Annotated in this window: 19 protein-coding genes and 1 riboswitch; of the genes, 2 read left to right on the top strand and 17 right to left on the bottom strand. The window is 63.6% G+C overall.

The window, feature by feature from the left end:
- Positions 1-334: 334 nt before the first annotated feature.
- The 12 genes from GN234_RS25930 to cobO form a co-directional block, all read right to left on the bottom strand.
- Positions 335-1543 (bottom strand): MFS transporter, encoded by a 1209-nt coding sequence (locus GN234_RS25930; RefSeq protein WP_163857205.1) that lies wholly within the window; start codon positions 1541-1543, stop codon positions 335-337.
- A 52-nt stretch (positions 1544-1595) separates the two neighbouring features.
- On the bottom strand, positions 1596-2000 hold the full coding sequence (locus GN234_RS25925; RefSeq protein WP_072348667.1) for a MarR family winged helix-turn-helix transcriptional regulator: 405 nt from the start codon (positions 1998-2000) through the stop codon (positions 1596-1598).
- A 72-nt stretch (positions 2001-2072) separates the two neighbouring features.
- Complete coding sequence (locus GN234_RS25920; protein ID WP_163857202.1) at positions 2073-2804, bottom strand: adenosylcobinamide-GDP ribazoletransferase; 732 nt, start codon at positions 2802-2804, stop codon at positions 2073-2075.
- A 2-nt stretch (positions 2805-2806) separates the two neighbouring features.
- Positions 2807-3382, bottom strand: coding sequence for an alpha-ribazole phosphatase family protein (gene cobC, locus GN234_RS25915; RefSeq protein WP_163857199.1), 576 nt, complete (start codon positions 3380-3382; stop codon positions 2807-2809).
- Positions 3379-4434: a nicotinate-nucleotide--dimethylbenzimidazole phosphoribosyltransferase gene (gene cobT, locus GN234_RS25910; RefSeq protein ID WP_176689266.1), complete on the bottom strand. Its 1056-nt coding sequence runs from the start codon at positions 4432-4434 to the stop codon at positions 3379-3381. The genes cobC and cobT overlap by 4 nt, the downstream gene beginning before the upstream one ends.
- Positions 4431-4952, bottom strand: a complete 522-nt coding sequence (gene cobU / locus GN234_RS25905; protein WP_176689265.1) for a bifunctional adenosylcobinamide kinase/adenosylcobinamide-phosphate guanylyltransferase — start codon at positions 4950-4952, stop codon at positions 4431-4433. Before cobU ends, cobT begins: the two co-directional genes overlap by 4 nt.
- Before the next feature lie 151 nt (positions 4953-5103).
- A complete protein-coding gene (locus GN234_RS25900) occupies positions 5104-6555 on the bottom strand; it encodes a cobyric acid synthase (RefSeq protein ID WP_176689264.1) in 1452 nt (483 codons plus the stop codon).
- Positions 6552-7544 carry a threonine-phosphate decarboxylase CobD gene (gene cobD / locus GN234_RS25895; protein WP_176689263.1) on the bottom strand — a complete coding sequence of 331 codons (993 nt, stop codon included), beginning with the start codon at positions 7542-7544 and terminating at the stop codon, positions 6552-6554. The genes GN234_RS25900 and cobD overlap by 4 nt, the downstream gene beginning before the upstream one ends.
- The gene (gene cbiB / locus GN234_RS25890; RefSeq protein WP_176689262.1) at positions 7537-8445 is read right to left on the bottom strand and encodes an adenosylcobinamide-phosphate synthase CbiB; all 909 of its coding nucleotides are present in this window, start codon (positions 8443-8445) and stop codon (positions 7537-7539) included. The genes cobD and cbiB overlap by 8 nt, the downstream gene beginning before the upstream one ends.
- Positions 8442-9092, bottom strand: coding sequence for a 5,6-dimethylbenzimidazole synthase (gene bluB / locus GN234_RS25885; protein ID WP_176689261.1), 651 nt, complete (start codon positions 9090-9092; stop codon positions 8442-8444). Before bluB ends, cbiB begins: the two co-directional genes overlap by 4 nt.
- The gene (locus GN234_RS25880) at positions 9089-10489 is read right to left on the bottom strand and encodes a cobyrinate a,c-diamide synthase (protein ID WP_176689260.1); all 1401 of its coding nucleotides are present in this window, start codon (positions 10487-10489) and stop codon (positions 9089-9091) included. The genes bluB and GN234_RS25880 overlap by 4 nt, the downstream gene beginning before the upstream one ends.
- Complete coding sequence (gene cobO / locus GN234_RS25875) at positions 10486-11097, bottom strand: cob(I)yrinic acid a,c-diamide adenosyltransferase (protein ID WP_176689259.1); 612 nt, start codon at positions 11095-11097, stop codon at positions 10486-10488. The genes GN234_RS25880 and cobO overlap by 4 nt, the downstream gene beginning before the upstream one ends.
- 79 nt (positions 11098-11176) lie before the next feature.
- Positions 11177-11385: riboswitch (cobalamin riboswitch) on the bottom strand.
- Between the two features lie 159 nt (positions 11386-11544).
- On the opposite strand from cobO, the gene GN234_RS25870 reads away from it, so the two are divergent.
- Positions 11545-12129, top strand: coding sequence for a hypothetical protein (locus tag GN234_RS25870; protein ID WP_176689258.1), 585 nt, complete (start codon positions 11545-11547; stop codon positions 12127-12129).
- 175 nt (positions 12130-12304) lie between these two features.
- Entirely contained in the window at positions 12305-13615 is a 1311-nt protein-coding gene (locus GN234_RS25865; protein WP_176689257.1) for a PQQ-dependent sugar dehydrogenase, read from the top strand.
- A gap of 137 nt (positions 13616-13752) precedes the next feature.
- Here the strand turns inward: GN234_RS25865 and GN234_RS25860 are convergent, their stop codons facing one another.
- The 5 genes from GN234_RS25860 to GN234_RS25840 form a co-directional block, all read right to left on the bottom strand.
- Positions 13753-14274 carry a C40 family peptidase gene (locus GN234_RS25860; RefSeq protein ID WP_176689256.1) on the bottom strand — a complete coding sequence of 174 codons (522 nt, stop codon included), beginning with the start codon at positions 14272-14274 and terminating at the stop codon, positions 13753-13755.
- 165 nt (positions 14275-14439) lie between these two features.
- Positions 14440-15066, bottom strand: coding sequence for a C40 family peptidase (locus GN234_RS25855; protein ID WP_109753968.1), 627 nt, complete (start codon positions 15064-15066; stop codon positions 14440-14442).
- Between the two features lie 212 nt (positions 15067-15278).
- Entirely contained in the window at positions 15279-15983 is a 705-nt protein-coding gene (hda, locus tag GN234_RS25850; protein WP_003178999.1) for a DnaA regulatory inactivator Hda, read from the bottom strand.
- Between the two features lie 169 nt (positions 15984-16152).
- Positions 16153-17226 (bottom strand): AI-2E family transporter, encoded by a 1074-nt coding sequence (locus GN234_RS25845; protein WP_109753967.1) that lies wholly within the window; start codon positions 17224-17226, stop codon positions 16153-16155.
- A gap of 32 nt (positions 17227-17258) precedes the next feature.
- Positions 17259-18317: a DUF2066 domain-containing protein gene (locus tag GN234_RS25840; RefSeq protein ID WP_163857176.1), complete on the bottom strand. Its 1059-nt coding sequence runs from the start codon at positions 18315-18317 to the stop codon at positions 17259-17261.
- Between the last annotated feature and the right edge of the window lie 60 nt (positions 18318-18377).

Here is an 18377-nt window from a genome sequence, read left to right as displayed (position 1 = left end):
CCATTGCAGTTCACTTAAGAAAAACACTGAACCCGTGGCGAGAGAGCTTGCTCCCGCTTGACCGGGCAGGCGCTCCAGCGCGAAGCGCTCACAACAAGGGGGCTGCTGCGCAGCCCAGCGGGAGCAAGCTCCCTCGCCACGGATTTTGACTGCCTTAGGTGATCAGCGTTGCCGTCAGGCCACGACGTTACTCTGCCACGCCCGCCGCCGTCCATTGTTCAACACGTGCCCATGCCCAGTTGCATCACGGCCAACCCGCCCTGGTGCCAGCCCCACCAGGCGAGTGCCAGCAACAGGCCGGCGCCGGCAGCGATCAGCCATGGACCGACGCGACTCATGCCGCACCGACCTGGACTTGCAGGCGCGCCACCGGCCGCTCACGCACCGGCCAGTTCAACGCCGCCGCCAACAGGCTGAGCAGGATCGATACCTGCCAGATCAAGTCATAGCTGCCAGTGCGGTCGTACACCACCCCACCCAACCACCCACCGAGGAACGAGCCCAACTGGTGGAACAGGAACACGATCCCACCCAGCATCGACAGATTTCGTACGCCGAACAAGGTCGCTACCGTGCCATTGGTCAACGGCACCGTCGACAACCACAGCAAGCCCATCGCCATCCCGAACGCATAGGCCGTGGTGGTGGTCACCGGCAACCACAGGAACAGACCGATCACCACCGCCCGCACCAGGTACAACCCGGTCAACAGGCGCGGCTTGGACATGCGCCCGCCCAGCCAGCCGGCGGTGTAGGTGCCGAAGATGTTGAACAACCCGACCAGGGCCAGCACCGTGGTACCGACGCTGGCGGGCAGGTGTTGGTCCACCAGGTACGCTGGCAAATGCACGCCAATGAACACCACCTGGAAACCGCAGACAAAAAAACCAATCGCCAGCAGCCAGAACCCGGAATGGCTGCACGCCTCGCGCAAGGCTTCGGCCAGGGTCTGTTCGTGGCCGACCACCGGCAACGGCGCGTCCTTGAGCATGCTCACCAGCGGCACGATCAACGCCACCAGCAGCCCCAGCGCCAGCAGCGCCGCCGACCAACCGAGCCAGCCGATCAGCCCCAGCGTACCGGGCAGCATGGCGAACTGGCCGAAGGAACCGGCGGCACTGGCGATGCCCATGCCCATGCTGCGTTTTTCCGGCGGCACGGCTCGTCCGACCACCCCCAGAATCACCGAGAAGGACGTGCCCGACAAGCCGATACCGATCAACAGACCCGCGCTCAGCGACAACGACCACGGCGAGTCGGCCATGCCCATGAACACCAGGCCAAGCGCGTAGAGCACACCGCCGATCAGCACCACTTTCGCCGCACCGAAGCGGTCGGCCAGCGCGCCGGTGAAAGGCTGCGCCAGGCCCCAGATCAGGTTCTGCAAGGCAATGGCGAAGGCGAATACCTCACGGCCCCAGCCGAACTCGGCACTCATGGGCGCCAGGAACAGGCCGAAGCCGTGCCGCACGCCCAGGGACAACGCCAGGATCAGTGCGCTGCCCACCAGGACCCAACCACAGGTACGCCACATCGATGTCATTTTTATTCTCCAGTCGCGGGTATATACCCACTTATCATCGAACGAACCGGCTTCACGCCAGTTCATCCAGCAAGGCCAGCAAGGTCGCGCGTTTTTCGGCGCCCAGCTTATCGATCAGTTTCTGTTGCGCCGCTTCCCACGCCGGCAACGCCGCCGCCAACCGGGCGTGCCCCGCGTCAGTGAGCACGACGATGCGGTTGCGCAGGTCGTCGCCCTCGGCCAGTGCCACCAGTCCCTCGCCTTCGAGCACCCGCAGGTTGCGCCCCAGGGTGCTGCGATCCAGGCCCATGGCCTCGGCCAGGGAGGAAATGCTCGGTTGATCCAGGCGCGCCAGGTTGTTCAGCAAAGAATACTGGGCAACGTTGATCCCGAAGCCGTCGAGGGCGCCGTCGTAATACCTGCTGACGCCACGTGCGGCACGACGCAGATTGATGCACAGACATTGGGAAGGAAGCATGATGCGTGTATATACCCGCGATTAAGTGAATGCAAATTTAAATGAACGCTACCTCGCCGACAAGCTCCGGCTTCAACGCAACGCCAACGCGACCAGAACGGCGGTTTCCAGCAGTTCCAGCAAGGCGCCTGCCGTATCTCCGGTGCAGCCTTGCAGCCTGCGCAGCATCATCCGTCGCAACCCGACGAAGACCAGCGTGGCCACCCCCAACGCCCACAACCCGGCCCAGCCCAACAGCAGCAGGCAAGCTAGCGCACAGGCCGACAACACCTGCCAGCCCGAGCGGCGCGGCAAGTGATCGGCGAGCGCCTGGCCTAACCCACCGGCACGTACATACGGCGTCGTCAGGAACAACCCCAGCAATGCGCCACGCCCCAGCATCGGCACGATGAGCAACGCCAAGGCCTGCTCCTGTTCGATCAACGCCACCAGCGCTGCCCATTTGAGCAGCAACACCAACACCAACGTCACGACGGCAATCGGCCCGCTGCGCGGATCCTTCATGATCAGCAACGTCCGTTCGCGATCGCCGAAACCGCCGAGCCACGCATCGGCGCTGTCGGCCAGGCCATCCAGATGCAGCCCACCGCTAAGCAACACCCACGCCGCCAGCAACAACGCGGCATGAAGCAGCAACGGCGCACCCATCAGCAACGAATCCAAAACCCATAACAGCCCGCCGAACACCAGCCCTACCAGCGGATAGAACAGCAGCGAACGACCCAGTTGCTCGGGTTCGGGCATGCCAGGCAGGCGAACCGGCAGGCTGCTGAGAAATTGCAGGGCGATCCAGAAGGGCAACATGTTCAAAGCGCCTCTTTAAGCACTAAACCTGCCGACACTGCCAGGGAAAACAGCGCGCCATGACCGACTTCGACATTGAGCAACTGCTCCCGAGGCAGGCCGCGGGCCTGGGCCAGCAGCAGGCGCATCACGCCGCCATGGCTGACCAGCAAGACCCGCTGACCGGCATAGGCCGCGTGCAGGCGTTCGACCGCCGCCAGGACGCGGCTGGAAAACGCCAGCACCGGCTCGCCTTCGGGGGGCGTGAAGGCATAGGGATCGGCCCAGAACCGGCCCAATGCCTCGGCGTCGGTGTCCATCAACGCCGCCGCGCTGCGACCTTCCCAGGCGCCGAAATGCAACTCTTGCAGGTCTTTGTCCAGGTGCACCGGCACGTTGAGCCGGGCGCCGAGTTGCTCGGCGAAACGGGCGCAGCGCTGCAAGGGTGAGCTGACCAGGCGATCCCAGGGCCCGCCCTGGGCGACAGCCGTGTGCATCTGCTCCCAGCCCCTGGCCGTCAAGGCGTCGTCGAGGCTGCCGCGCAAGCCGCCGCCCAGTTCGGTTTCGCCGTGACGCAGCAGGTCCAGGCGCAAGGTCATGCCGGGCGATCCGCCACGGCCGCTTCGGCAAACGTCGCCATCTGCCCGTGCAGGTCACACGCCAGGCGCAGCAGCGGCACCGCCAGCGCCGCGCCACTGCCCTCACCCAGGCGCAGGCCGAGATCCAGCAGCGGTTCGGCGCCGAGGGTTTCCAGCACGTGGCGATGGCCCGGTTCGGCGCCGCGATGGGCGAACAGCAACCACGACCGGCACGCCGGATTGAGGCGTACCGCCACCAGGGCCGCGACGCTGCAGATGAAACCATCCACCAGCACGACGACGCCCTGCTGGGCACAGGCCAGGTACGCACCGACCAACGCGGCGATTTCAAAACCGCCGAGGTTGAACAGGATCTGCAGCGGGTCGTTGCCCTGGGCAGCGTGCAACGCCAGGGCCCGTTCGATTACCAGGGCCTTGCGGCCGACGCCCGCCGCGTCCAATCCCGTGCCCGGCCCCACCAGATGCGCCACCGGGCATTCGAGCAAGGCGCAGGCCAGGGCGCTGGCGGCGGTGGTGTTGCCGATGCCCATCTCGCCGCCGATGAACAGTTGCGCCCCGATGGCGACGGCACGGGCCACGCTGTCGCGGCCGGCGTGCAAGGCTTGTTCGCCCTGGGACGCGGTCATGGCTGGGCCCTGGAGGAAATTCGCCGTGCCAGGGCCGACATTCAGATGGCGCACACCGGGCAGGTCGAGCGAAGGCGTCACGGTGCCCAGGTCCACCACTTCCAGGGACGCGCCCAGTTGCCGCGCCAGAACGCTGATGGCCGCGCCGCCGCTGACGAAGTTGAGCAGCATCTGCCCAGTGACTTCCTGGGGATAGGCCGATACGCCTTCAGCCACCACGCCGTGGTCACCGGCAAAAATCGCGATCCACAGCCGATCCAGGCTCGGCTTGACCTGCCCTTGCAGGCCCGCCAGTTGCACCGCCACCGATTCCAGTCGGCCCAATGAACCGGCGGGTTTGGTCAGCTGTTGCTGACGGGCCGTGGCCTGCTCCAAAGCCTGGGTATCGAGGGGCTTGCATGGGTCCAGCCACCAGCGGTGATTCATAACGCAGTACCTTTGAGGGTCAGGGGCAGGCCGGCGACGGTCAGCACGACGCGCTGACAACGTTCGGCCAAGGCTTGATGCAGCCAACCGGCTTCATCGACGTAACGGCGAGTCAACTCGCCCAGCGGCACGACACCCATGCCGGTCTCGTTGCTGACAAAAATGATTTCACCGGGCAGCGCGGCCAGGCAGTCCAGCAGCGCTTCGCGCTCGGTATTGAGTTGCTCGGGATCGTCGAGCATCAGCAGGTTGGTCAGCCACAGGGTCAGGCAATCCACCAGCAGGCATTGCCCTGAAGCGGCGTTTTCCCGCAGCACTCGGGCCAGGGCCAAGGGCTCCTCCAGCAGCGCCCATTCGGCCGGACGGCGGGCGCGGTGTTGGGCGACCCGTGCGTTCATCTCGCCGTCCAGGGGTTGGCTGGTGGCGATGTAGGTCACGGGGAATCGGGTGTCCGTGGCGAGCTTTTCCGCCAGGCGACTCTTGCCGGAGCGGGCGCCGCCGAGGATGAGTTGCAGCATGTTTTTTACCTTTCAAATAGGCGGTGTCGCTGCCGGCCCCATCGCGAGCAGGCTCGCTCCCACAGTTGATCTAGGGTGTACATGAATTCTGTGGTCATCCGAGATCCAATGTGGGAGCGAGCCTGCTCGCGATGACGGCGGTACAGCCACCTCAAATCCCACAAAGTTCACGCAGCAGCCCAGTATCCAAATGCCGCTCCACCAGATCCGCCAACCGCTCGATGTCCCGCTCGCGCAAGCCGTGGTAGTCCACCGTTTGCACATCCTGCAACCCGGCCCAACGCAACAACGCGCTGCTGGCCTGGGGCGACTCGAACAGCCCGTGCAGGTAGGTGCCGAAAATCTGCCCGTCGAGGCTCTGGGCGCCGTCGCAACGACCGTCCTCTAGGTGCACCGCCGCATGTTCCAAGGCCGGGCCGCTGGTTACGCCGGCATGAATCTCATAGCCACTGACTTCGGCCTCTTCCAACGCCAACCGCCCGCGCACATTGCGCAATTGCTTCTCGTGTTCCAGGGTCGTTTCGAAAGCCAGCAAACCCAACCCGGCACTGGAACCCGCCGCCCCTTCCAGCCCCAGCGGGTCGTGGACGTGCTGGCCGAGCATCTGCAAGCCGCCGCAGATGCCCAGCAACTTGCCGCCGTAGCGTAGGTGACGCTGGATCGCCGTGTCCCAACCGTTGGCGCGCAGATAGGCCAGGTCGCTGCGCACGCTTTTTGAACCGGGCAGGATGATCAGGTCGGCCGGCGGGATGGTTTGGCCGGGGCCGATGAATTGCAGGTCGACCTGGGGGTGCAGGCGCAGCGGATCGAAATCGGTGTGGTTGCTGATGCGCGGCAACACCGGCACCACCACCTTGAGCACTTGCTCGGCCTTGTCGGCCTGGCGTTGGTCGAGGCCGTCCTCGGCTTCCAGGTGCAGGTCCATCACGTACGGCAACACGCCGATCACCGGTTTGCCGGTGCGCGCCTCCAACCAGTCCAGGCCCGGTTGCAGCAAGGCGATGTCGCCGCGAAAACGGTTGATGATGAAGCCCTTGACCCGCGCCTGCTCGCTGGGGGAAAGCAACTCCAGCGTACCGACCAGATGGGCGAACACGCCGCCACGGTTGATATCGGCGATCAGCAGCACCGGGCAGTCCACCGCCTCGGCAAAACCCATGTTGGCGATATCACCGGCGCGCAGATTGATCTCCGCCGGGGAGCCGGCGCCCTCCACCATCACCACCGGATAGGCCGCGCTCAAGCGCGCGTGGGAGGCGAGCACGGCTTGCATCGCGATGGCTTTGTAATCGTGATAGGCCACGGCATTCATGGTGGTGACGGCGCGGCCATGGATGATCACCTGGGCGCCGGTGTCGCTGTTGGGCTTGAGCAGCACCGGGTTCATGTCGGTATGCGGTTCGAGCCCGGCGGCCTGGGCCTGCACGGCTTGGGCGCGGCCAATTTCGCCGCCGTCGGCGGTCACGGCGCTGTTGAGGGCCATGTTCTGCGGCTTGAACGGCACCACGCTCACACCCTGGCGCCTGACCCAGCGGCACAGCGCCGTAACCAAGGTACTTTTGCCAGCATCGGAGGTGGTGCCCTGCACCATCACTGTGGTCATTGAACGTCCTTGGCGTAGGCCTCGAAGGCCTGTTCGAGGCGCAGGAATTCGCCGTCGTCAGCCGGCAGTCCGAAGCGCAGGCTGCCGGTACTGGTGAACAACCGCAGGAGAATGCCGCGATGGGCCATGAAATCGTGAAGCCCCTCGGCGTGCTCGGTGACCAGCCACTGGAACAATCCGCAGCCGCCCTGAGGCTTGAAACCGTGATGCTCGAGCACCAGCGCCAGGCGTTGGCTGGTGGCTTCGCAGCGTTGGCGTTGACGGGCGTGGGCGTCGCTGTCCAGCAAGCACGCCTGGCCCAAGACCCGGGTCGGCCCGCTGACGGCCCATGGCCCGACCTGTTCGGCGAGCAACTTGAGCAAGCGGCGCTCGGCCAAGACAAAACCCAGGCGCACCCCGGCCAGGCCAAAGAACTTGCCAAACGAACGCAGCACGATCAACCCGACCAGATGGGTGTGCGCCGCCAGGCTCAGCGCCGGTGTGATGTCCATGAAGGCTTCATCCACCACCAGCCAGCCACCGCGCTGGGCCAGGCGGGCATGCCAGTCCAGCAAGCGCTCGGGCGCAAGGCTCAGGCCCGTGGGATTGTTCGGATTGACCACCACCAGCACATCGAGGCTGTCGATGAAGAAATCCACCTCCGACGCCAACACTTCGCGCACGATGTAGCCACTGCGGCGCCAGGCTTCGGCATGTTCGGCATAACACGGCGAAAGCACGCCGACCTTGCCGGCCCGACGCAAACGCGGCAACAACTGAATAGCCATCTGCGAACCGGCCACCGGCAGCACATCCAACGCACCGTAGTAATCGCAGGCGGCCTGCTCCAAACCATCATCGGTTTCCGGCAGGCGTGCCCAGGCCCGCTGGGGAATAACCGGGACGTCGAATGGCCAGGGCGCCAGGCCGCTGGACAGGTCGAGCCAATCCGCCTCGGCAATGCCGTATTGCCGGGCCGCGTTGCGCAGGCGTCCACCGTGTTCAAGCATAAAACTCAGCTCCCAGGCAGAGAATCAGCAACCACAACCATACCCCGCGCTGGACCAATTGCCAGCCGCGATCGATGGAGTCGGCACTCGCCGACAAGCCTTCGCCCAAGGGCGGACGTTGGTGCAGTTCGCCGTGATAAACCGCCGCCCCGCCCAGCTCGACGCCCAGCGCGCCGGCACCCGCGGCCATCACCGGCCCGGCGTTGGGGCTGTCCCAGGTTGGGCCTTGGGTGCGCCAGCACTTGAGCGCCAGGCGGGTCTTGCCGAGCAGCGCGTAGGTCAACGCCACCAGGCGCGCCGGGATGTAGTTGAGCACGTCGTCGATCTTCGCCGCCGCCCAGCCAAAGCGTTCGAAGCGTTCATTGCGATAGCCCCACATGGCGTCGAGGGTATTGCTCAAGCGGTACAGCACCACGCCGGGCGCGCCAGCCACGGCGAACCAGAACAGCGCGGCGAACACCGCGTCGCTGCCGTTTTCCAGCACCGATTCGGTGGCGGCGCGGGCCACGGCGGTCTCGTCCAGTTCTGCCGTCTCGCGGCTGACCAGATAGCCGACTCGCAGGCGCGCCTCGTCCAGATCACCACTGCGCAGCGCCCGCGCCACCGGCTCGACATGTTCGCCAAGGCTGCGCAGGCCGAGGGCACAGTACAACGCCAGGATCTCCACCAGCCAACCCACCACAGGCGCCCAGGACAGAGCCGTGGCCAGCAGGGTCAGCGGCACCACGGCGATGATCCACGCCGTCACCCCGTGGCTGCGCCAGCCGCGCCCGCCGGAATTGAAGCGTTGTTCGATGCGATCGGCAAAGCCACCGAACGCCACCAACGGATGCCAGCGCCGGGGCTCGCCCAACAGCGCATCCAGCGCCACCGCAGCGGCACTGAGCAACGCCACACTCATGGGCTCACACCCCAATGGTTTTCATACAGCAGTTCACTGAGCGGACGCGGCTGCGCCCAACCTTCCAGGGCGAGCATTGGCGCCGGATAAAATCCCTCGACCGGGCCCAGACAGAGTACCGCCAGCGGCTTGGCCCCGACGGGCAGGCCCAGCAGGTCGGCCAGGGCCTGGGGTTCGAACAGCGATACCCAGCCCATCCCCAACCCTTCAGCGCGAGAGGCCAGCCACAGATTCTGGATTGCGCAGGACAGCGAGGCCAGGTCCATTTCCGGCAAGGTCCGGCGACCGAAGATGTGCCGCTCGCGATCATCCATCAACGCCGCCACCAGCACTTCGGCGCAATCGTCGATGCCTTCGACCTTGAGCTTCATGAACTCATCGCTGCGCTCGCCCAGGGCCTCGGCGGTGCGGACGCGTTCCTGCTCCACCAGTTGGCGGATCTGCCCACGCAAGGCGCGGTCGCTGATGCGAATGAATCGCCATGGTTGCATCAGGCCGACGCTGGGGGCCTGGTGCGCGGCTTCCAGCAGACGGCGCAGCAGGGCCGGTTCGACCGTGCCGCCGGTGAAGTGACGCATGTCACGACGTTCGGCGATGGCGCGGTAGACCGCTTCGCGTTCGGTCTGGGAGAAAGCGGTATCTGTCATGGCCTCTTCGCGAGCAAGCTCGCTCCCACACTGGCTAGCGCAGCACTTGAGATCACACAATCCCCTGTGGGAGCGAGCCTGCTCGCGATAGCGGTCTCAGGATCAGGCGCAAACAACCCGGCAATCGCCCGCGGATTCGACGGAAAATAAAAATGCACATAGGAAGCCGTCATCCGCCCCTGCCGGAATACCGCCTCCGCTCCTCTCCCGCCATTGGGGCTATGCCCACGGGCAATCGGTTCAACCTCGGTGCTGGTCAGGGAGTGATGATAGGTGTGCCCACGCAGGTTGCCTTCCGGCAAATCCACCGATTGCAGCGCCAGGGCCGCCAGGCGCTTCTGCATCTGCGCATCGCCGGCCAGCAAACCCAGCAGTTCGGCGCGCACGCCGTCGACATCGGTCAATGAATCGAGCAGGTACAACATGCCGCCGCATTCGGCGAGCAACGGTTTGTCGGCGGCATGATGGGCACGGATCGCCGCCAGCATCGCCGTGTTCCGGGCCAGCGCGACGTGGTGCAGTTCCGGATAACCGCCGGGCAGATACAGGCTGTCCGCCTCGGGTAGCTCGCTGTCATGGATCGGCGAAAAGAAGCTCAATTGCGCGCCCATGGCCCGCAGCAGATCAAGGCTTGCGCCATAGGTGAAGGCGAACGCTTCGTCACGGGCCACGGCGATGCGTACCCCAGCGAGCCACGGCTCAACAGCGATCACCTCGGGCGCGGCGAATGCCACCGCTGGCGGCAGCTCTACTTCGCAACTGCCGGCCAAGGCCTCGGCCGCCGCGTCGAGGCGCAGGTCGAGGTCATTCAATTCACGGGCCTGGACCAGGCCGAGATGACGGCTGGGCAATTCGATGCCGGTTTCCCGGGACAACGCGCCGTACCAGCGCAGGCCTTCGGTCAGGCTGCCTTCGAGCAATTGTGCGTGGCGCAGGGTGCCGACGCGGTTGGCCAATACTCCGGCGAATGGCAAGTCCGGCTGATAACGCGCCAGGCCAAGGGCCAGGGCGCCGAAAGTCTGGGCCATGGCCGTGCCGTCGATCACCGCCAGCACCGGCACGCCAAAATGCCGCGCCAGGTCAGCGCTGGACGGGGTACCGTCGAACAGCCCCATCACCCCTTCGATCAGGATCAGGTCTGCTTCAGCGGCGGCCTCCCACAACAGCCGACGGCTCTCCTGCTCGCCGACCATCCACATGTCCAATTGATAGACCGGCGCGCCGCTGGCCCGCTCCAGGATCATCGGGTCGAGGAAGTCCGGGCCGCACTTGAAGACGCGCACCTTGCGTCCCTGGTTGCGATGCAACCGGGCCAGCGCCGCGGTGACGGTGGTCTTGCCTTGTCCCGAGGCCGGAGCGGCGATCAGCACTGCCGGGCAGTGGCGAGCATCACTCACAGTTCGACGCCTTTCTGCGCCTTGATGCCCGCCTGGAACGCATGCTTGATCATGCCCATTTCAGTCACGGTGTCGGCCAGCTCGATCATCTCCGGCTTGGCGCCGCGACCGGTCACCACCACATGCTGCATCGGCGGACGGGCCTGCAGATCGCTCAACACCTGATCGAGGTCGAGGTAACCGTGCTTGAGGGCGATATTGAGCTCATCAAGCACCACCAGGCCAATGGACGGATCGCTGAGCAATTGCCGCGATACGGCCCAGGCAGTTTCAGCGGCGGCGATGTCGCGCTGGCGGTCCTGGGTTTCCCAGGTAAACCCTTCGCCCATCACATGAAAACGTACCTGCTCCGGGAACCGGCGGAAAAACAGCTCTTCACCGGTGCTGTTGCGCCCCTTGATGAACTGCACCACCCCACATTGCATGCCGTGCCCCATGGACCGGGCCAGCATGCCGAACGCCGAGCTGCTCTTGCCTTTGCCGTTACCGGTCAGCACCAGCAGCAAGCCACATTCGTTCGGCGAATTGGCGATGCGCTCGTCGATCACGGCTTTCTTGCGCAGCATGCGCGCCAGGTGGCGTTCGTCGCGATCAGGGGTGTCGGTCATGGGAGCTCTCCGTTGGGATTGGATAACGGCGGGCGGGCACAAAAAAAGACGGCAACAAGCCTGGCATCGCCCACCGTGATGCCGTTGGATGAATCAGGCCGGTCTCCGGGCTCATGAGCGGCGCAATGCCTGGCTGCGCGCCTTCCCATGTCGACGACACAGTGGCATAGGCACAGCGTTGACTCATTTACCGTTGCGGGGGCAGCGCCGGGTTCGTGTGCACTCACCGGCTTCCCTGTTTCACTCTATCGACCGGGGTCATAGAGCACCTGAAACAAGCGGCGAAGGTTAGAGGGTTGGGGGTGGAGCGTCAATTAAAGCCGCCATGGGCCATGCACCAAACATTGGCCCCGATCAATAAAATGACGCCAATCTTGTGCCACGCTACGGCAAGTGATATCAAATAGGCATCATGACCCGATATCACAAGAACAAGAGGGCAAAAACATGCAAGGCATGCTCATCAGCAATCCAAAGCTGGAATTCCTGCGCCCGGTGCTGGAACGCTGGTTTGATTGTATCGACCGCTACAACGCCGTGCGCGGCGATAACGACACCCCGTACTGGTTCGATGAACGGGCCAACCTTGGCCTGTTGTCGGCTGCCGCCTGGATGGCCGAGATGGTCACGCTGCAGAGCGCGCCGACCCGCAAGCAGAATGAAGAAGGCGAACGCAACGTCAGCGCCGATCTGTTCATCGCCGGCGCCGATGAGCGCGCCTTTATCCAAGCCACCCAACGCTGGCCCAAGGTCACCAACCTGAACCTGACCCAACCGCTGTCGGAAGCCACCAGCGACGCCAAACGCATCAGCTACGCCAGCGACCTGAAGCTGGGCTGCCTGTTCGTCTCACCACAAAAGGCCCAGCAAAGCGCCACGCCCGAAGAATTGCAGGACATGGTCGACGACCTGCAGAAGGAGAACACCTGCGCCGTGGCCTGGTACTTCCCTTACGCCTATCGCAAGTTGCGCAACGAAGCCGGGCATTATCACCCAGGCATCGCGGTACTGTTCAAACAGGCCCACGGTTGATTCCTTCAGGAACGATCTGTGGGAGCGAGCAAGCTCGCTCCCACATTGGATTTTCAGCAGATACAACATCCATAGACACCACAGCAATGCCTGACTGACTGCCATATCCACAGTTGAACCATCGCGCGTCTACGCTCCTCTATGAATAACTACATGCATTCATAGGGAAGCCAGCATGCTCAAGCCACCCCATCTCCTGATCGTCGCCCTCGCCGCCGGGCTTGTCGCTTGCGGCGAGTCTTCCACCTTGCAAGTGTCCGATGGCACCGGGCCTGCGCCGAAGCTGCCCGAACCGAACAAGACTCTCGTCCCGACCGTCAACATCGCCGAAGCCATCGGCTGGCCCGAAGGCGCCAAGCCAACCCCAGCCCAGGGCCTGCAAGTGGGCGCGTTCGCTGAAGGGCTGGACCATCCGCGCTGGCTGTATGTGTTGCCCAACGGTGATGTGCTGGTGGCCGAAACCAACGCTCCGCCCAAGCCGGACGACGCCAAGGGCATCCGTGGCTGGGTGATGAAAAAGGTCATGGGCCGCGCCGGCGCCGGAGTGCCAAGCCCCAATCGCATCACACTGTTGCGCGACGCCAATCACGACGGCATCGCCGAAACCCGCACGGTGTTCCTGGAAAACCTCAACTCGCCGTTCGGCATGACCCTGGTGGGCAATGACCTGTACGTGGCCGATACCGACCGACTGATCCGCTTCCCCTACAAGGACGGCGACACGCAAATCAAGGCGCAACCGACCAAGGTTGTCGATCTGCCCGGGGGCACGCTCAACCACCACTGGACCAAGAACGTGATTGCCAGCCGCGATGGCAGCAAGTTGTACGTCACCACGGGCTCGAACAGCAACGTCGCGGAAAATGGCATGGAGGCCGAAGAGGGTCGCGCGGCCATTTGGGAAGTGGACCGTGCCAGCGGCAATCACCGGATCTTCGCCTCGGGCCTGCGCAACCCCAACGGCCTGGCCTGGGAGCCCCGCAGCGGCGCGCTGTGGACGGCGGTGAACGAGCGGGATGAGATCGGCAGCGACCTGGTGCCGGACTACATCACGTCGGTCAAGGACGGCGCATTCTATGGCTGGCCCTACAGCTACTACGGGCAGCACGTCGATACCCGGGTCGAACCGCAGAACCCGACGCTGGTGGCCAAGGCCATCGCCCCGGACTACGCCGTCGGCCCCCACACCGCTTCATTGGGCCTGAGCTTCGCCGAGGGCAGCACCTTGCCCGCACCGTTTACCGAAGGGGCTTTCGTCGGCCAGCATGGCTCCTGGAACCGTAAGCCCCACAGTGGTTACAAAGTGATTTTCGTACCGTTCAACGGCGGCAAGCCAGTAGGGCAACCGGTGGATGTGTTGACCGGTTTCCTGAATGCCGACGAAAAAGCCCAGGGCCGGCCAGTGGGCGTGGTGATCGATAAGCAGGGCGGGTTGTTGGTGGCGGATGATGTGGGGAACAAGATTTGGCGGGTGTCAGGCAAATAAGGCCGACACACCCTTGTGAGCGCCGCCCGAACTGTGGGAGCAAGGCTTGCCCGCGATGGAAGCGATGCGGTCTGTCAGAGATCGAGGCGCCTGTTTCGCGAGCAAGCTTTGCTCCCACAGATCAGGGCAACAACAACTCAGGGATTACGCGCCAGATGCTCCGGCTGCAACACCCGCTTGGCGCTCAGGTAGGCCTTCTGCCAATAAGCCTTGGACAGGCTATCGAGCTTGACCGTACCGCCAGTGGCCGGCGCATGAACAAAACGCCCCTCGCCCACATAGATCCCGGCGTGGCTGACCTGGGAGCCGCCGTTGGTGGCAAAGAAAATCAGGTCGCCAGTCTGCAAGGCTTCCTTGCCGACATCGGGAGCACGCATGCCGATCATTTCGCGGGTTGAGCGCGGCAAGGAAATGCCAGCGGCGTCGCGGTAGACATAACCAATCAGGCCACTGCAATCAAAACCCGAATCCGGTGTGTTACCCCCCCAACGGTACGGCGTCCCCACCAGGCCCAGCGCTCGGAAGAGCACATCTTCGGCGGCCGGGGAAAAGGATTGCGAGGGGGCAAAGACCACCGGTGCCGGCGGCGGTGTACGGCTGGCACACGCACTGAGCAGCGCGGCGAGGAACATGAGAGCGAGGCGGGCCGACGTCGACATATGCAGAACAATCCTGATCTGGATGCGGCTTTTCTGCCGTGGGCATGAAAACGAATCCGCCTGCGTAGTACGCAGGCGGATTGCCATCAATCAATGATCAAGGATTCTAGCGACTATGTGGCAAACTTCAAGTAAGACTTTAAGTTTGCCTTACAAACTGTGTGCTTACTTGCGAGCAGTCATCACAGTCGGTGCCATGGCGAGGGCGCGCTTGGCTTCGATGAAGGTCTTGCTCCAGTAGCTGTCGCCCAGGCTGTCGATCCGCACGCCACCGCTGCGGCGGCTGCTGGAATGGATGAACTGGTTGTCACCCAGGTAGATACCGGCGTGACTGACGCGACCACGACGACCGTTGGTGCTGAAGAACAGCAGGTCACCGGGCTCCAACTGGTTGCGTGCTACCAGTGGGGCGTTCACGTTGATCATTTCACGGGTGGAGCGCGGCAGGTTCATGCCGGCTTCTTCGCGGAACAGGTAACCGATGAAACCGCTGCAATCGAAGCCGGCTTCAGAGGTCCCGCCAAAACGGTAGCGAGTACCGATCAACGACATGCCGCGTTCCAGGATGCTGTCGGCCAGTACTGGAAGCTGGTAAGGCTTGCTGCCGGCGAAGGCTGCGAGCTCTTTGTCGGAGGCCATTTCTTCCTGGAACGCAACGGAGGAAGACTGGGCGGTAACGGAGTTCTTGACCTGTGGTTGTTGCTCTTGCTGGGACACTGGAGAGTGGGCAGCGCAACCGAACAACAGGGTAACGAGTGCGAGAGGCACGAGGGGTGCGAAGCGATTTAGCATGGGCACGACCGTGGCTGAAGTAGTAAAGATGGCGAGACTATGCCTTCTATCAACCTCATTTGCAAATTCAATCGATGCAAATGTGACTTCTCGGTTTTACGTTTACATCTAAGCGCTTAAGCCCATTTTGAATCTCACGAGGCCTGCAACCCAGCAGGGCCGCGGGTTTCGCCGTGTCCAAAGCAGGCTAAGAGCCACTAGTTGGAAAGGTTCTACCAACCCAAGGTTTCTTTCAAAAAAGGAATAGTCAGCTTGCGCTGGGCCTGGAGTGAGGCCTGGTCGAGGCGTTCGAGCAGCTCGAACAATGCACTCATGCTGCGGGTGCCACGGGTGAGGATGAAATGCCCGACTTCGTCGGTCAGGTGCAGGCCACGTCGGGAAGCGCGCAACTGCAAGGCACGGAGCTTGTCTTCGTCGGACAGCGGGCGCATCTGGAAAATCAGCGCCAGGGTGAGACGGGACTTGAGGTCCGCCAGCTTCACTGGCAGCTCCCGCGGTGACGTCGATGCGGCGATCAGCAAGCGTCGACCACTGTCGCGCAACCGATTGAACAGATGAAACAGCGCCTCTTCCCAATCAGCCTTGCCGGCCACGGCCTGGAGATCGTCCAGGCAAACCAGTTCGTACTGTTCCAGGTTGTCGAGGATTTCCACGCCGCGATCGAGCAACTCGGCCAACGGCAGGTACACCGCAGGTTCGCCCAATTGCTCGAAGCGCAGGCAAGCCGCCTGCAACAAGTGCGTGCGCCCTACCCCATCCTTGCCCCACAGGTAAATCAGGCTCTCGGTCCAGCCGGCGTCGGCTTCGCAAAGCCGCTCGACATAGCCGAGTGCAGCGGCATTGGCGCCTGGGTAGTAGTTGATAAAGGTGGCGTCATCACGCAGACGCACACCTAGGGGCAGCTGAATCGGTTTCATGCTGACTGAACAGTTCCCAAGGAACCGTTAGTGGCCTCTGTGTAAAGTGCGCAAAGTTTATACCCGTGACGCGGACCGCACAATGCGCCGGACCACGAGCAAAATCAAAGGTTTGCAGCGGCAAGGGCGCGGAGCGTCAGTTTCCCTGACACCCCACCCATCATTTGCCCTACAGGTCAGGGTCTTCGGCGCCGCTGTAGATGTCCGAATCTTTGTACAGATCGTGCATATGACGCACCAGCACCATGATCACCGCCGCCACCGGCAACGCCAGCAGGATCCCGGTAAAGCCGAACAACTCGCCCCCTGCCAGGATTGCGAAGATCACAGCCACGGGATGCAGACCAATGCGGTCGCCCACCAACAGCGGCGTCAGCACCATGCCCTCCAGGGCCTGCCCGACCATGAACACTGCCACGATACCCACCATCGGGTACAAGTCGCCGCCGAACTGGAACAACCCGGCGATCAATGCCGCGCCAATCCCGATCACAAAGCCCATGTACGGCACGATGGCCGCCAGCCCGGCGATCAAGCCGATCAACAGTCCCAGTTCCAACCCGACCAACATCAACCCAGCCGCATAGATGAAACCCAGGGCCACCATCACCAGCAGTTGTCCGCGCACGAACGCCCCCAGCACTTCGTGGCATTCGCCGGTCAGGGTCATGATGCGTTCTTCGCGATGACGTGGCAGCAGGCTGCGGATCTTGGCCATCATCAGATCCCAATCCCGCAGCAGGTAGAAAGCCACCACGGGAATCAGCACCAGGTTCGCCAGCCAGCCGATCAACGCCAGGCTCGAAGCCGTGGCCTGGCTCAACACCACTCCGACTATGTCGGTGGTCTGGCCCATGTGCTCGCTGATGGCGGCCTTGACCTTGTCGAACTTCCAGAAACCGTCCGACAACCCCAGTTTCGACTGCACCCACGGCACCGCGCTGTGCTGCAACCAATCGAGCATCTGCGGCGCCAATTCGTACAGGCGCAGCAGTTGCTTGGCGAGCATTGGTATCAGCACCAGCAACAGCGCGACCACGATCAAAGTGAACAACGCAAAGACCGTCACCACACCCCAGGTCCGCGACAGGCCGAGTTTTTCCAGGCGATCCACCACCGGGTCAAACAGATAGGCCAACAACAGCGCAACCAGGAACGGCGTGAGGATCGGATGCAGCAGATAGATAAACGCGAACAGCAGGGCGACCCCACCCAACCAGAACCAACGCCGCGTATCGCCCATGAACCACTCCTAGCTATATAAAGAAAGAAAACCTACCAACGGAACCGCAAATTGGCTGCTGGCGCAGGCGCTGGCGCTGCAACCGGGACCGAACCATCGGCGGCTGGCGGCGCCACAGGCACTGGCGCGACGGCCTCGCCGGGTGGAATTTCCTGCAGTTTGGCCAGGGCCAACTGCGCCTTCAGCTGTTCGGCACTGCCGTTGACCCGATAGACGATCCGGTCCCCTTCAACCCGCTGCAACTGCCCACCGAACGGCTCGAGCAAACGCCCTAGCGCCGCGTAACGCTCCAGGTTCATGCCCTGCACTTCCAGCAATTGCTCGGTGGCCACGCCCGGCTTGGCGACGAAACGCGGCGCCAGACGCTGACTCACCGCGAGCATGACCGCATCGGCCAGGGCCGCAGGATCGGCACCCTGGGCTGTGCCCTGCTCGCGCTGGTCCCCCAGCCACAGGCGCCAGGTGCCATGCCACTGACCACCTTCTTCCTTGGCGTGGACCGCCAGCAAGGCGTCCGTCGCGTAGCGTTCCGAGGCATCGCGCAACGGCGCCGGATCGCTGCCTTCCAGGTTTGGCGCGGTGGCGACGATCTGCTCGCTCAGGTCAGCCAACGGCAAGTGCAGCGCCAGGCCCCGATGCTGGGCGGCACGTCGCAGCGGCGTGGCGCTGGCCTGGCCATCGCCCACCAGGCTGGAACCCTCGGCCGAGTCATTCAGCCACCAACCCAGGATCGATGGCCGGTTCGCGCTCCACAGCGACAACCCTGCCGAGCGCAAGGCCCGATCAGTGCTCGCTGGGTCGAAGTCGACCTTGAGGCTTTCCGGCGGGCCAGCATCGTAGCCATATTGAAGAATGATTTGCTGCGGATCCTGGCGAATCGCTGCCAGGCCTGGGTTCTGGGCCGCCTTGGCATCGCCGGTCAGGCGCAGCACCAGCGTATCCAAGGCGCGCAGGGTCGCCTGGTTGCGCTCCTCCGGCGTCTGGCTGGTGACTGGTTCGAACACCTGATAGAGGCCGTTGAGGGTTTCGGCATGGCTCGCCAGGCTGATCAGCGACAGGCAGCCCACGGACAAGAACTTGAACAAACGCATGGAAGATTCCCGGACATAACGGCTGGAACAGGCCGTGTGAAGAAGATTGAGCATGGCTGT

The organism is Pseudomonas bijieensis (assembly GCF_013347965.1).
Classification (GTDB): domain Bacteria; phylum Pseudomonadota; class Gammaproteobacteria; order Pseudomonadales; family Pseudomonadaceae; genus Aquipseudomonas; species Aquipseudomonas bijieensis.
Note: the sequence above shows the minus strand (reverse complement) of the source record. Positions and strands in the feature narration are given on the sequence as shown.